The following is a 13,394-nucleotide window of genomic DNA, read 5'->3' as shown; positions in this document are numbered from 1 at the left end:
GCGCCTGGGCGATGACCGAGCGCACCGCGCACCGGGTCGACCGGGGCACCGATCATTTCGTCGTCGGGCCGAGCAGCCTGCGCTGGGACGGCGACACGCTGGTGATCGAAATCCGCGAGCGATCCGCTCCGCTGCCCTACCGCGTGCGCGGTACGATCCGCGTCAGCCCCGTGATGATCGGCACCACCGCCTTCGCGCTCGATCCGGGCGGGCGGCATCGCTGGCATCCGGTGGCACCGCGCGCGCATGTCGAGGTCGCGATGACGCATCCCGGCGCCCGCTGGTCGGGCCCCGGCTATTTCGACTCGAACTTCGGCGACGAACCGCTGGAGGCGGGGTTCGACGACTGGCACTGGTCGCGCGCGCACCTGACAAGCGATGTCGCGATCCTGTACGAGGGGCGGCGGCGCGACGGCACGCCGTTCGACCTCGCGCTCAAATTCGATGCGCAGGGCCGATGGCACGATGTCGTCCAGCCCGCCCCGGCGGCCTTGCCGCGGACCGGCTGGCTCATAAAGCGCGCGACACGGGCCGATGCGGGACATCGCCCGCGCGTGGTGAAGACGTGGATCGATGCCCCCTTCTATGCCCGCTCCGCACTGGCTACGCGTCTGTTCGGCGAGGAGGTGCGCGCCGTCCATGAAAGCCTTGCGCTCGGCCGCTTCCGATCACCCATCGTCCAGTCGATGCTACCCTACCGGATGCCCCGCGCCTTCTGGTGATGCGCCTTCTGGTGACGCGCCTTCTGGTATTGCGGGGTCGGGCGACGTCGGGGAGTCTCTGCCGACCTTGTCGCGCGCAATCGCCCGATTGAGCGACACGAGCTGCCAGACGCAGAAGATCAGCACCGGCGCGCCCGCGATCATCAGGTCGAGCAGGCCGAGCACCCCGGTCATGTGCGCGCCTCGACGAATTGCCGGACGATCGCCGTGACCTGTTCGGGGCGTTCCTCATGCGCGAGATGGCCGAGCCCGTGCAGCGTCTCGAGCCGCCCGTCTCCGACCGCTGCCGCCGCCTCGCGCGCGTTCGACAGCGGGATCGCCCGATCGCCGTCGCCGTGGACGAGCAGCACCGGCGTCTTCAACCGCGCCAAATCCCGCCGCAATCCGACCAGATCCCAGGCCGCCATCATGCCGATCGCGCCCGCGCACTGCGCCGACGTGCCGAGCAACGCCGCGTAGCACGCCACGCCTGCGTCATCGATCCGCGATCCGGTCGACCGGTACAGGAACCGGGCGGTCTCGCCCGGGGTGCGGGCGATCCGCGCGAACAGATGCGGCGCGATCGGATTGACGAACAGCGCGCGCGCCATCGTCGGGAACAGCGTCGCGGCCAGCCCGGGAAAGGGCAGCAGCGCAGCGCTCAGCCCGATGATCGCCGTGGGGGACGCCGTGCCGTCGATCGCCAGCCGCGCCGCGATCGCCGCCCCCGCGGAATGGCCGATGAGTACCTGCGGCGCGACCTGCAGCGTGCCGAGCAACGTCGCGACCGCGCCCGCCATTCCCGCGATCGATAGGCCGCCGACCGGGCGGCCGGTGGTGAAGCCATGCCCGGGCAGGTCGACCGCGACGACGTGATAGTGCTGGCCGAGCAACGGCGCGAGCGTTCGCCAGCTATGCGTCGCCGCGCCGGTGCCGTGGAGCAGCAGGATCGTCGCGGCTGCGTCCTGAACAGCGGGCGCCTTGGGCGCAAAGGTCTGGACATGCCACCGCAGGCCGCCGGCCGCGACGAAGCGACTGGCGGCGCGATTGGGCCAGTCCCGTCCCTCGACGCTCCAGCGCGGCGCGCTCATCCGGGCTGCACCGCGCGGACCGCCGCGTGCATCCGAACCGCATCCGCGCGCGGCAGCGGCAGATAGCGCGCCTGCATCGCCGCGGCGAGCGCCGCCCCCTCAGGCCCCGGGCGCGCGGAGATGTCGAGAAACGCCGCGGCGATTCCCGATCGGGCGAGCGCGGTGGCGGCGGCGCTCGCATCCACGGCGGCGAGGCTGCGCACCGCCCGGCCATCCGCGGCGATGTTCGCGCGCCCGTCGGTCAGCAGGACGACGAACGGCGTCTGGCCGCGGCCGCGTGCCGCATCGGCGACGTCGATCGCGGCGCGCAGCCCCGCCGCCAATGGCGTGCCCCCCCCGCCCGGCAGCTCCGCGAGCGATCGGCGCGCGCGCGCCAGCGACCGCGTCGGCGGGAGCAGCACGGTCGCGCCGTTGCCCCGGAACGCGATGAGCGCGACCTGCGCGCGCTGCACATAGGAATCGGCGAGCAGCAGTTCGACCGCGCCCTTCGCCTCCGCCAGCCGCGACAGCGCCGCCGATCCCGATGCGTCGACGACGAAGATCGTGACCGACTCCGCTCGCGTCTCGAACCGGCGGATCCGCAGGTCGTCACGGCGGACCAACACCCGCGACGCGGTGTCCGCCGTGCTCCGCAGCCGCTGCCACGGCGCGGCCGCGCGGAGCGTATCGATCAGGCTCAGGCGCTGCCCCCCGCCCGGCACGCCCGGCCGCACCCCGACGGGCCGGCCGCGCGCCGGCGATCGACGCCGTTCGCCCGCACCGCGCGACGTGCGCGTCCTGCCGCGCCGGACGCCACCCGCCGCGATCTGCGCGAGCACATCCTTCGGCAGCGCTGCGAGCGCGGCCTCCAGCACGACGTCGTCGAGCGGCCGGGATTCATCTGTCGGCTGTTCGCGATCCCCCTCGTCCGGTGGCGATGCGTCAGGCGGCGGCGCGTCAGGCCGCTGCGCATCGGGCGGCGGCGGGGGCGCGTCGTCCGGTGGCTCGGCCAGCAGACGCGTCGCGCGCGGCGCGAGCACCAGCCGGGCGGCGAGCATCAGATCCTGGTTGCCGATCGCGTCGCGCCCCGCACTCAACGCCGCGGCCCGCGCCGCGCGCAACGCGAACAGCGGCGCCCGCGCGGTCTCGATCCCGAGCGCGGTCGCGGTTGCGACCAGCGTCGCAAGGACCGCGTCGGGCGTCGGCGGCGTCCCCGCGTCCATGCAATCAGCTTCGTCCGGCATCGCCGCGATGGGCCTCGCGTCGTGCAGGTCGATGCGGAACGCGAGCCGTTCGAGCAGGGCGGCGGGCGGACCTTCGTCGGGCCCTATCCCGTCGTCGAGCGCCACGACCAGGCATCGTCCGCCGCCGCCGTCGCCGCCGCCGTCCATCGCCGCGACGATCCGCCCCGCAACCGCATCGGACAGCCGGTCCGCCATCGCCAGCACCAGCACCCCGCGATCCGCCTCGACGAGCAGCCCCGCGCGCTGCACCGCGCGGCCCTGGGCCAGCGTCGCGACCAGATCGAGCCCGCCGAACAGCCGGTCGTCATCGACATGGACCGGCACCCGCCGCATCGGCGCATCAGGCCGCAGATGAGAGCGCACCGCCGCGATCACCGCGTCGCGCAAATCGCCGCCCCCCCGGAGCGCGATGCCGCCAAGCCCGGGATCGGCAGCACAGAGCCGCGCCGCGATCAGCGCATCGGCCAGCGGATCCGGCGCCCGCGCTGCCGGCCCGGTCACCCCGCCACCTCCTCCAGCGCGCGCAGGATCCGCACGGTCGACCCGGTCTCGTCGAGCACGTTACGCCGCAACCGGTGGCGCAGTGCCATCGGCGCGATCGTCGCGACATGCCCCTGTGTCACCTCCGACACCGCCTCGAGCGCCGCGAGCGCGCGCGCCGCACGCATCAGCGTTAGTTCGCCGCGCAGCCCGTCGGCCCCCACCGCGATGCACAGCCGCGACGCGAAGGCGAGCACCGCGTCGGGCAGCGCGACTGTCGGCAACCCCGCCCGTCCGTGCGCGATCGCTGCGAGCATCGCGCGCTCCTCCGCCGCCCAGTGTTCGACGAACGCCGCCGGCGACCGCTCGAACGCATCGCAGCGCCTGAGGATCTCGACGCGCTGGTCCAGATCCTGCGGGGTACGGACCTCGACCGACAGCCCGAACCGGTCGAGCAACTGCGGCCGCAATTCCCCCTCTTCGGGGTTGCCGCTGCCCACCAGCACGAACCGCGCAGGGTGGCGGACGCTCAGCCCTTCGCGCTCGACGACATTCTCGCCCGACGCGGCGACGTCGAGCAGGAGGTCGACGATGTGATCCTCGAGCAGGTTGACCTCGTCGATATACAGGAAGCCGCCATTGGCACGCGCGAGCAACCCAGGCTCGAACGCCTTGACCCCTGCGCCCAGCGCGCGTTCGAGATCGAGCGCGCCTACCACCCGGTCCTCGGTCGCGCCGAGCGGCAGGTCGACGAACGGCACGGGGACCTGCCCGCTGCGCGGCGTCCCGTCCTGATACCCCGCCTGGTCGGCGCGCACCGGCGGGAGCAGCGCGGCGAGTGCGCGCACCGCGGTCGACTTGCCCGTGCCCCGATCACCGAACACCATCACTCCGCCGATCCGCGCATCGACCGCCGCGATCAACAGCGCGCGTTTCATCTCGTCCTGGCCGACGATCGCGGAAAAGGGGAAAGACACGGGCATGCCAAAGGTGTAACACGCATTGGACACTCGGCAAGATGGACAATGCGATGCTACACCCGATTGTCGTGAGCGGCGGTGCCGCCATTGCGCTTTGCGTCGTCGGCGGCTTGATGACGCCGATCGGCCCCTGGTACCGCACGCTGCGCAAACCCCGGTTACAGCCGCCTAACTGGCTGTTCGGTCCGGCCTGGACGATCATTCTTGGGCTCGCCGCCTGGTCCGCGTCGATCGCCTGGACGGCGGCACCCGATGCCGCGACTCGCGCTGAGGTGGTGACGTTGTTCGCGGTGAACGCAGTCTTCCATCTGCTGTGGAGCCCGCTGTTCTTCCGCGCGCAGCGACCCGATTGGGCGCTGATCGAGGTCGTGTTTCTCTGGGCGTCGCTGGTCGCGCTGGTCGTCGGGCTGTGGCCCATCGCCCCGCCCGCAAGCGTGCTGATCGCGCCCTATCTGTTGTGGGTCAGCTTCGCGGCCTGGCTCAACTGGGCGATCGTGCGGCTGAACCGGCCGTTCGGACATGCCGCCCAACGCTACCCCGCATGACGAGGATATACGGCACCGCATAACCGGAGAGCAGATCATGGCCACACACCCGCACAGCTTTATCGCGCCCGCACCCGCCATTCCCGAGATCCGCGAGATCGGCACCGCCGACCTGCGCTGGGCACTCGCCGAGGGGTGGAAGGACTTTCTCGCAAAGCGCGGCGACCTGATCGTGATCGGCCTGCTCTACCCGATCGTCTGCGTCGTCGCCGCGGTGGTGACGTACAACGCGCCGCTGCTCCCGCTGTTCTTCCCGCTGGTCGCGGGTCTCTCGATTCTCGGCCCCGCCGCCGCCTCGGGCTTCTACGAGCTCGCACGCCGCCGCGAAGAGGGGCGCGACTCAAGCTGGTGGCATTTCCTCGATCCACTCAACGGGCGCAGCCGCCTGCCGCTCGCGATCCTCACCGCCGGGCTCGCCGCGTTGATGGTCGGATGGCTCGCGACGGCCTATGTTGTCTATGATCTCGCCTTCGGAGCGACCGCACCGCTGCGGATCGGCGACGTGGCGGGCCGCCTGTTCACCACGCAGGAGGGGTGGACGCTGATCCTGCTCGGCAATCTGGCAGGCGCGCCGTTCGCGATCGCCACGCTCGTCTTCGCGCTGGTCGCATTTCCGATGGTGGTCGATCAGCCGGTCGATGCCGGCCTCGCGCTGCGCACTTCGCTTGAGGCGGCGCGACGCAACCCGCGCGCGGTGTTCGGCTGGGGCGCGCGCGTCGCCGGGCTGCTCGTCCTCGGGCTGATCCCACTCGCGATCGGCCTCGCGGTGGTGCTGCCCTGGCTCGGCTATGCGACCTGGCACCTCTATACGCGCCTGGTTGTCCGCTGACAGGCCGCCGCGCGTCGGGCGCAGCCCCGGCGGTAGCACGGCGGACGATCCGCCTTGGCCATGCCGAACCGTGACGGCTTGTTCCCCGTGACGAAGGCAAGCTCGCCACCCTGGGCAAGATCCGCATGCCCGATCCAGTTCGTCGTCCAGGGCTTGTCGTTCCACCGCACCGACTGGGCTGAGGGCGCCTGCGGACCATCGCCCGACGTGGTGATCCGCAGCATCTTCCCACCGCCGAGCGCGACCTCCGCGCCGTCGAACAGCGGCGATCCGAAGACAGAGACTGAACCGCCCCGGGTTTGTCGGAGGCTCCAACTCCTGAGAAGGTGGAGTCATGACGAGCAAGACGACGAACAAGTTTGCGCCAGAAGTCCGCGAGCGGGCGGTACGGATGGTTTTCGATCACGAGCGGGGTTACCCGTCCAGATGGGCGACCGTGGTATCGATTGCCGAGAAGATCGGCTGCGTTCCACAGACGCTACATGAGTGGGTGAAGAAGGCCGAGGTCGATATCGGCAAGCGCGGTGCTGTCCCGACCGAGGTGGTGGACAAGGTGAAGGCGCTGGAGCGCGAGGTCCGTGAACTGCGGCAAGCCAACGAGATTCTGCGCAAGCCTGTCCTGAGCCCGCCGAAGGGGCATCGGCATATTTCGCGCAGGCGGAGCTCGACCGCCCGTTCCGGAGATGATCGCTTTCATTGACGATCACCGCGATGCTTATGGGGTCGAGCCGATCTGCCGTGTCCTGCCGATCGCCCCATCCACCTACTATGAGCACGTCGCGCAGCGACAGGATCCATCGCGTCTGTCGGCACGGGCGCGTGAGGATATGATCCTCAAGCCCGAGATCGCTCGCGTGTTCGCGGAGAACTTTGCGGTCTACGGCGTGCGGAAGGTATGGCGGCAGATGATGCGGGAGGGCTTCGCAATCGCCCGTTGCACCGTCGAACGGCTGATGCATGAGATGGGCTTGGCAGGCGTAATCCGGGGCAAGCCGGTGCGTACGACCATCAGCGACAAGGCAGCGCCGTGCCCGCGCGATCACGTCAACCGCCAGTTCTTCGCGCCAGCGCCGAACAGGCTTTGGGTGGCGGACTTCACCTATGTCGCGACCTGGGCAGGGTTCGTCTACGTCGCCCCTTCGACAAGCTCAGGACAGGCTTCGTCATCGATACCTACGCCAGACGGATCGTAGGCTGGCGCGCCAGCAGGACGCCGCACGCCAGCTTGGTCCTGGATGCGCTCGAACAGGCGCGGACCCTGGCGCAGCTTCGAAGCCGTCGAGTACGCCACGCTCGAATGGGTCTACTGGTTCAACCATCGTCGGCTGCTGGAGCCCATCGGCAACATCCCGCCTGCCGAAGCCGAAGATCAATATTATGCTACCGCGGACAACATCGATATGGCAGCATGACTCACAACCCAAGGCCTCCGGCAGACCCGGAGCGGTTCAGTTCCGACTAATCGGCGACACCATAGTGCGGCTTTGAGAGTGTCCAACTTTAAACGCGGAGACCCATTCATGGACGCTCAGCGCCCTTCTTGCGCTTTCCAACTCCGGACACTCACTCATCGGTTCGCGATCGCCCCTGTAGCGGCGCTGGAATGGCGAGCTTTGGGACAAAGCCGTCGTTCGGGCAATCGGCTGTGAACGTCCGATTCTGGATGAACCGGCTATTCGCGAAGCTTCCGAGATCGGCTCGGCAGCGAGCAAGCCTGCAAGGTAGCGACTTCGCCGAGATTGGATCACGCTCGACCGCGGTACGAGGCACACCTCCGACACAGTCGCGAGAGATCCAGAGGGTTTAGCATCTTCATCCGCCGGAACCGCTGCATCGCTCGCTCTCGCCTTCGGCATGGCAGGTGCGCGTTTTCCGCGCGGTTGTTCGCCTAGCGACCCATCTTATGATGATCGGCGTTTCTTTAGCTCTTCCAGCGCTGCACTGCAGGGACGCAGACCGTTCGCGGCGACGACGTTTGGCAAGCCGTCTCGCTTCAATGCCGTCTTCATTAGGGTGAGGCAGCGCCCTTGTCACCGGCCCCGGTTATGTAGCTTTCGAGGATTTCGCCATCTGATCGACGGCTCCCCTCAGCTACGCTATCTCGCCATTCAGTTTCACCTATATCCCGTCGAGATGCCAATCCCAGTGCCAGAAGCAGCGCATCCGGCTTACCCGCTGACAAAGGATGTCGCTGACGAATATCGGACCGAACCTGTTACGCCCATGACACACCGTCTCATGGCATTTGTCGGTCCCGCGTTCGAACCGCAGGCCCTCGGCCTCGCGCAGCGAAGGTAAAATCGCGCCTACATCAGCACGATAAGCCGGATCACCTCGGGCTACGGATTGAAGGATCAAATTCGCAAGCTTGCCCGGGCTGGGCATCGAGGTGCCCTGACGCCCTACCCTAACGATCGGTGCATTTGATCTGATAGTGCCCAGCAGTTTTACTGCCGACCTCAACGCTGCCCGTTGATGACTGGCCTTGTCAGCGAGCGAATGAGCGCGGCCTCGGCAGCACGATAGGGCGTGCCGTCGGAGCGTAAAACGTCGTGAAACCACACCGGAGGCTCTTCGTAGGTATAGGGCTTCTTCCAGCTGTCCCAAGGTAGCCGCGTCTGGGTCTTGCCGTCGACGAAACCCCAGTTGATCATGCCGATATTCAGCCGCTTGCCGATCGGGAGCGCCCCGTCGAAGGTCGAACCCGCCCCACGCGCCATATACTCGGTACAAAAAACCGGACGGCCATAGCTCAGCATCTGTCGTGCCCGTTCCTCAAACTTTTCGGGCCAGCTATAGTCGTGGAAGCTCATCACGTCCGAATTAGCGACCTGAATACGCTCGACGGGATCGAGCGTTTTCGCCTCGTCCCAGTGATCGCCAGTCCATAGCCCGCTGGTCAGCGGCTGCTGCGGATCGACTGAACGGGCCGCCGTGAACGCCTGCGCGATCAACGCGGCGACCAGCGCCTTCTTACCCGGCGTTGGCGCATAATTACCGCCACCCTCGTTATTTGGTTCGTTCCATACGTCCCACGCCAACACGCGATCGTCTTTTGCGAAGCGACCGACGACGTCCTTCACATAGGCAAGGAGCTTCGCATGGCTTGCTCGATCCGCCAGCCGTGTTGCACCGGGTCCTTGCACCCACCCCGAATTGTGCACGCCGGGTATCGGCGGACGCTGCGGCCCGGAAACCGGGTTGGGATCCCAGCAGCTATCGAAGAGCACGAACACCGGCCGGATATGATGGCGCGCGGCAATCGCCAGGAACGCGTCCATTCTTTGCTTCAAACCCTCCGGATCGTCGTCCCAGAGCAGGTCATGGATGAACACGCGCATTGTGTTCATGCCAAGCCCCTCGGCCCACCCCAATTCCTTGTCGATCGTGGCCGTATCGAACGTCGCACCCTGCCACATCTCAAGTTGATTGATCGCGTTTGCCGGCACGTAGTTCGCGCCGACCGGCCTGGGCTGGCGGGCGTACCAGGCGTTGGCGGCCTGTTTCGTCCAGAGATCGCGGGCATCGGCGACCGCCGGCCACGCAAGTGCACTCGAGATGGCCAAGCAATGTAGGACGAAGCGCATGGTTGGACTCCCGCGGTGGCGTGATCGGCGGAATTGCGGCGAATGGTGTCCGACCATCCGCCGCATCGCGCTAGCTAAAAACGGAACCGCGCGCCCAGACCATAATATCGTCCCTCGTCACGAACATCGCGCGGATACGACCGATCGTCGCCATATTGCGCGTAATTCCGAAACGGCTTCGCAAGTATATTTGACGCGTCGAAGGTCAGCGTGATGGCCTTTATCGGCGTGTAATTGAAGGAGTAATCGAGGCGGGTGACGTTTTCCGTTCCTTCGCCGAAATACACACCGTCAACGATCTGGTTGCCATTCAGGTATCTGGACCGACCGTTATACGACAGTCGGGTCGATATCTTGCCCTTCTCGTAGAACAGCGCCGCATTGTAGCTCCACTTCGACAGTCCTGGAATGCCGACAAACGGTGGTGTCGTATTTGCGGGGCTGAAATCGATCGGGAACCGCTGACTCCCGTCGAGATAGGTCACGTTACCCTGGATACCAAAGCCGCTGAACAACCCCGGGAGGAAGTCGAGGAACGTCTGTCCACCGACCTCGATACCTTTTATCTTGCCCGCCCCGGCATTGGCTTGCGCATTTACCTCGATCAGCCCGTAGAGCGGATCCTGAAAGCGCTGGGTGTAACCCGACAGGAAGCCGAAGAGGTCGCGATAGAAGAAGGACGCGGTCAGCGATGCGTTTTTGGAGAAATAATACTCGATCGTCGCATCGTAATTCTTCGATGTCAGAGGGACGAGGTTCGGATTGCCGCCGTTCCCGTAGTAATTCGGACGCCCCTGAAGATTGGCGGGAAAGCGCGGATCGCCGAGGATCGTGACTGGCGTGCCGTCGGCATTCACGGTCGGCGAGACATTCGGTGTCAGCGTGACCGCTGGATTGAGCGCGCCGAACTCCGGCTTGGTGCGCGTTTCGGTGAATGCGAAGCGGATTTGCAGCTTGTCGTTGGGACGAATTCGCAAGCTCGCATTTGGCAGGATGTCGACATAATTCGCATTGGTCGTGATCGGCTGGGATGCTGTCACGACGTTACCACTGGCGTCTTTCTGAATGACGCCATTGACCACGACGGGCACCGTCCCTTGACCGCTGTATCTGCCGACCGTGTTGACGACGCGAACGCCTAGCAGACCATCCACCCCAACCGAGCCGATATTGAATTCATATTTGGCCTGGCCATAAAAGGCGTATGTCTGTTCCTTCGCGAGGAAAGCCTGCAACGGATCGAGCTGTACGTTCGCGGTCGAAAACAGGCGGAGGGAATCGCGATACCCGCCGTCGGTCGGATTGGCTGCGACGAGCTTCTGAAGCTGCACAAGCGAGAATTGGCGCAGCGCGGCGGCATTGCCCTCGATCCCGGCACGGGTCGGCATCAGCCAACTCGTCCAGCCCTGCGTGTCTCCACGAAAAGCGTCTTGCGTGAGTTCGAGCGCGCCTGCGGGCGTGCCAGCCAACGGGATGTTCAGGTTCTCGGTGTACGCATATCGGTTTCCACGCTCCAGCGAGGCGTCACGATCCGTGAACCGTGCGCCGAATTGCAGCTTGGGAAACAGGGAGACGTCGGTGTCCAGGTCTACGTCGCCACGCCATTGCCAGCCAGCGCCCTTCACCCGGTAAACACTCTCAAAATAGCCGCGCCATTTGTAGTTTGCAGGATCGTCGCGCGCGTAACCGGGGAGGCTGAACGCGGTGCCGCCGTCGACGAAGAAATCAACGTCCATGGTCGGCGCAGTGGTTTGCGCCATGTCGAAGCTATATTCGTTCGAGGTGTAACGGCTGCGGGTATAGGCGAGATCGCTCGATATATGCGCGCGGCCGATGTCCCACTTGAATCCGCCGGCCGCCTGGTAGGTATCGGTATTGTTGTTGTTGGTGCTGCGATACGACTGCCCGCGTTCGCCGCCGGTCTTGGTCAGCGTCTGGACCTGATCCGGCTTCCCCTCGCGCAGGACGACGTTCGACAACACGGCGCTGCTGTTGAGCAGCGATGCTTCGAACTCGTCGTTGGCGCCACGACCACGATACCCCTGATACAGGAAGTCATAATAGAATTCGAGGTTTGCCGCCGGTCGCCACTGCGCGCTGGCGTTGACCGCCGGCCGCCAGCGTTTTCCGCTGTCGTTGTAGACACCGATACGTTCCGGAATGCGGAATGTACGTCCGACCGAGGTTGGGCTTACCGTAACGTTGTCGGGTATCGTCGTCGGAACGTTGCCGCTCGCGAAGCGCACCGCGTTTCGGTATTGCGACTGGGCGTAGGAGCCATTGATCAGCACGCCGACTTCACCGATCCCGGTGTCCGCACGTGCGCTGAGCAGAATGTTGCCTAACGGGTCGTATTTTTTGCTCTGGTCGTTGTAGGTGCCACGTATGCCGCCTGCGACGACGAACTTTTCGGTAAAGTCGAACGGGCGACGCGAGCGCACGTTGATCAGGCCGGCGAGACCCGGTTCCAGCAGATCGGCCGTACCCGATTTGTAGACTTCCAAACCGGCAAGTGCGCCTGCGGGAAAGTCCTGAAGCTGCGATCGTCGTCCCTCGGCGGTGAAGATGTCACGACCGTTGAACGTCGTGGCAACGTCTGGAAGGCCGCGCACGATGACCTGGCTTACTTCGTCACTGGACCGGTTGACCTGGACGCCAGTAATGCGAGCGATCGATTCAGCCGCGGTATTGTCGGGCAGCTTGCCGATATCCTGCGCGACGACCGCATCGAGGATCGCATCCGAATTTCGCTTGATCGACTGCGCGCTGCCAAGACTTGCGCGATACCCGGTGACGACGATGTCATCCGTCGAAGCGGTCGGTGCCAAGGTAGCGGCGGACTGCCCGCCATCGTCGGCCGCGGCCAGGTTTTCGGTCGCCTCGGTTCCGGGGCTCTTGCCTTTTGCAGCGTTGGTAGCGCGCTCCTGCGCGACCGGGGCCTGCGCTTCCAGCGATGCATCCGGAACGGCTGCCTGTCGCTGCTCCGCGACCGTTGCACCCTGCCCCCAAGCCGCCGTCGTCATCAATGCGAATGGTGCCGCCGAAACCAACAGTGCGAAGCGCTTCATCATGTTCCCCTCTCCCAATGCAAGCGGTCCAGCTGTTACCGTAGGACTCACCGTCGGTTCGCATTTGTCTGACTTAGAGATTTGGGTCAAGGCATTCCGATCGAATATCTTGAGGCGCTTCCATTGCGAATTGGAATTTGCTCAATTCCAATTGTGGGGCAAATGCCGAAAAGCTGGTGCTGTGCCGGGTCCGGTGGCACTCGCCGCCGTTTCGAAAGGATGACGTTGCATGTCTTCGATGGCGATCAGGCTTTGGGTTTTGGCAATTCTTGCAGTCGCAATTCCGGCTTCGGCACACGCGGCACCGATCAGTTGGGGCCGGGCCGGGGTTTCCCTCGTGCAGTACCGCGCCGACGCGGTCGAATGCGGCAGGCTTGGCGCCAATGCCGACATTTCCAAGGAGCCAGCAACGCAAGCCATTGTCGCGGCCGAGCAATTTACCGAGCGAAATCTCAACGTACCGGTCATCGGCCCCGATGCTGCATTGGAGCAGGCGCTGATGGCGCGACGGCTACGGCCTGCCAAGAAGCTGGCCGAGGCCCAGGCCGCGATGCTGACCGAGACCGAACTGTGCCTTACACGGCTTGGCTATCGTCGGTTCATGCTCACCAGCGAGCAGAACCGGCGATTAGGTCGACTCCGCCTCGGCACGGCGGAGCGTCACGCCTATCTCCACGCCTTGGCAAGCGATCCTGCCGTCCTGGCGAAACAGTCGGTCCCTCCCACCGCCAAACCCGCGACACCGTCAGATCGATAGCGGAAGCGCTGGACACGCGGATGGCGGTTCGGATCGTATAGTGGGTCGCCGGTGATCGCGTCGTAGTCGCGCGCGTGGAGTGCCCAGACGTGGCCGGCCATGTTGGCGTATGCGGGCCGGCGCCACAGCACCG

The 13,394-nt window shown here is 65.8% G+C and carries 10 protein-coding genes, 2 pseudogenes and 1 other annotated feature; of the genes and pseudogenes, 5 read left to right on the top strand and 7 right to left on the bottom strand.

The annotated features are described in order from the left end of the window. Positions 1-11 precede the first annotated feature (11 nt). Positions 12-722 carry a hydratase gene (locus EQZ23_RS00210; RefSeq protein ID WP_128453491.1) on the top strand — a complete coding sequence of 237 codons (711 nt, stop codon included), beginning with the start codon at positions 12-14 and terminating at the stop codon, positions 720-722. On the opposite strand, the gene EQZ23_RS00205 is transcribed toward EQZ23_RS00210, so the two are convergent. From EQZ23_RS00205 to EQZ23_RS00190, 4 genes are read right to left on the bottom strand one after another with little or no spacing between them, the layout of a single operon-like run. Next, positions 690-896: a hypothetical protein gene (locus EQZ23_RS00205; protein WP_128452501.1), complete on the bottom strand. Its 207-nt coding sequence runs from the start codon at positions 894-896 to the stop codon at positions 690-692. The genes EQZ23_RS00210 and EQZ23_RS00205 overlap by 33 nt on opposite strands. Next, positions 893-1,792 (bottom strand): alpha/beta fold hydrolase BchO, encoded by a 900-nt coding sequence (bchO, locus tag EQZ23_RS00200; protein ID WP_128452500.1) that lies wholly within the window; start codon positions 1,790-1,792, stop codon positions 893-895. Before bchO ends, EQZ23_RS00205 begins: the two co-directional genes overlap by 4 nt. Then, positions 1,789-3,516 (bottom strand): magnesium chelatase subunit D, encoded by a 1,728-nt coding sequence (locus EQZ23_RS00195; RefSeq protein WP_240663071.1) that lies wholly within the window; start codon positions 3,514-3,516, stop codon positions 1,789-1,791. The genes bchO and EQZ23_RS00195 overlap by 4 nt, the downstream gene beginning before the upstream one ends. After that, a complete protein-coding gene (locus EQZ23_RS00190) occupies positions 3,513-4,478 on the bottom strand; it encodes an ATP-binding protein (RefSeq protein ID WP_128452499.1) in 966 nt (321 codons plus the stop codon). Before EQZ23_RS00190 ends, EQZ23_RS00195 begins: the two co-directional genes overlap by 4 nt. Positions 4,479-4,525: 47 nt before the next feature. Here EQZ23_RS00190 and EQZ23_RS00185 point away from each other — a divergent pair, with 47 nt between their 5' ends. Next, positions 4,526-5,020 (top strand): TspO/MBR family protein, encoded by a 495-nt coding sequence (locus EQZ23_RS00185; protein WP_128452498.1) that lies wholly within the window; start codon positions 4,526-4,528, stop codon positions 5,018-5,020. 37 nt (positions 5,021-5,057) lie between these two features. Next, positions 5,058-5,849: a DUF2189 domain-containing protein gene (locus tag EQZ23_RS00180; RefSeq protein ID WP_128452497.1), complete on the top strand. Its 792-nt coding sequence runs from the start codon at positions 5,058-5,060 to the stop codon at positions 5,847-5,849. Here EQZ23_RS00180 and EQZ23_RS00175 read toward each other — a convergent pair. Then, positions 5,825-6,124: pseudogene (locus EQZ23_RS00175) on the bottom strand (glycoside hydrolase domain-containing protein); the annotation flags it as partial. The gene EQZ23_RS00180 and the pseudogene EQZ23_RS00175 sit on opposite strands and share 25 nt — an antisense overlap. A gap of 59 nt (positions 6,125-6,183) precedes the next feature. Between EQZ23_RS00175 and EQZ23_RS00170 the strand changes: the two are divergent. Next, positions 6,184-7,261 (top strand): annotated as a pseudogene (locus tag EQZ23_RS00170) (IS3 family transposase). Further along, positions 6,491-6,607: a sequence feature (AL1L pseudoknot), on the top strand. (Overlaps the previous pseudogene by 117 nt.) Positions 7,262-8,308: 1,047 nt before the next feature. On the opposite strand, the gene EQZ23_RS00155 reads toward EQZ23_RS00170, so the two are convergent. Next, positions 8,309-9,436: a cellulase family glycosylhydrolase gene (locus tag EQZ23_RS00155; protein ID WP_128452496.1), complete on the bottom strand. Its 1,128-nt coding sequence runs from the start codon at positions 9,434-9,436 to the stop codon at positions 8,309-8,311. 74 nt (positions 9,437-9,510) lie between these two features. Continuing rightward, entirely contained in the window at positions 9,511-12,507 is a 2,997-nt protein-coding gene (locus tag EQZ23_RS00150; protein ID WP_240663070.1) for a TonB-dependent receptor, read from the bottom strand. A 226-nt stretch (positions 12,508-12,733) separates the two neighbouring features. Between EQZ23_RS00150 and EQZ23_RS00145 the strand changes: the two genes are divergently transcribed. After that, the gene (locus tag EQZ23_RS00145; RefSeq protein WP_128452494.1) at positions 12,734-13,261 is read left to right on the top strand and encodes a hypothetical protein; all 528 of its coding nucleotides are present in this window, start codon (positions 12,734-12,736) and stop codon (positions 13,259-13,261) included. Positions 13,262-13,394 lie beyond the last annotated feature (133 nt).

This window comes from Sphingomonas sp. UV9 (assembly GCF_004101245.1).
GTDB lineage: Bacteria > Pseudomonadota > Alphaproteobacteria > Sphingomonadales > Sphingomonadaceae > Sphingomonas.
This window is presented reverse-complemented; position numbering and strand designations above follow the sequence as displayed.

What these genes read in the sequence shown, in the direction of transcription:
- EQZ23_RS00150 (WP_240663070.1), bottom strand. Translation starts at nt 12,507, where the DNA reads ATGATGAAGCGCTTCGCACTGTTGGTTTCGGCGGCACCATTCGCATTG.
- bchO (WP_128452500.1), bottom strand. Translation starts at nt 1,792, where the DNA reads ATGAGCGCGCCGCGCTGGAGCGTCGAGGGACGGGACTGGCCCAATCGC.
- EQZ23_RS00155 (WP_128452496.1), bottom strand. Translation starts at nt 9,436, where the DNA reads ATGCGCTTCGTCCTACATTGCTTGGCCATCTCGAGTGCACTTGCGTGG.
- EQZ23_RS00205 (WP_128452501.1), bottom strand. Translation starts at nt 896, where the DNA reads ATGACCGGGGTGCTCGGCCTGCTCGACCTGATGATCGCGGGCGCGCCG.
- EQZ23_RS00180 (WP_128452497.1), top strand. Translation starts at nt 5,058, where the DNA reads ATGGCCACACACCCGCACAGCTTTATCGCGCCCGCACCCGCCATTCCC.
- EQZ23_RS00210 (WP_128453491.1), top strand. Translation starts at nt 12, where the DNA reads ATGACCGAGCGCACCGCGCACCGGGTCGACCGGGGCACCGATCATTTC.
- EQZ23_RS00190 (WP_128452499.1), bottom strand. Translation starts at nt 4,478, where the DNA reads ATGCCCGTGTCTTTCCCCTTTTCCGCGATCGTCGGCCAGGACGAGATG.
- EQZ23_RS00185 (WP_128452498.1), top strand. Translation starts at nt 4,526, where the DNA reads ATGCTACACCCGATTGTCGTGAGCGGCGGTGCCGCCATTGCGCTTTGC.
- EQZ23_RS00145 (WP_128452494.1), top strand. Translation starts at nt 12,734, where the DNA reads ATGTCTTCGATGGCGATCAGGCTTTGGGTTTTGGCAATTCTTGCAGTC.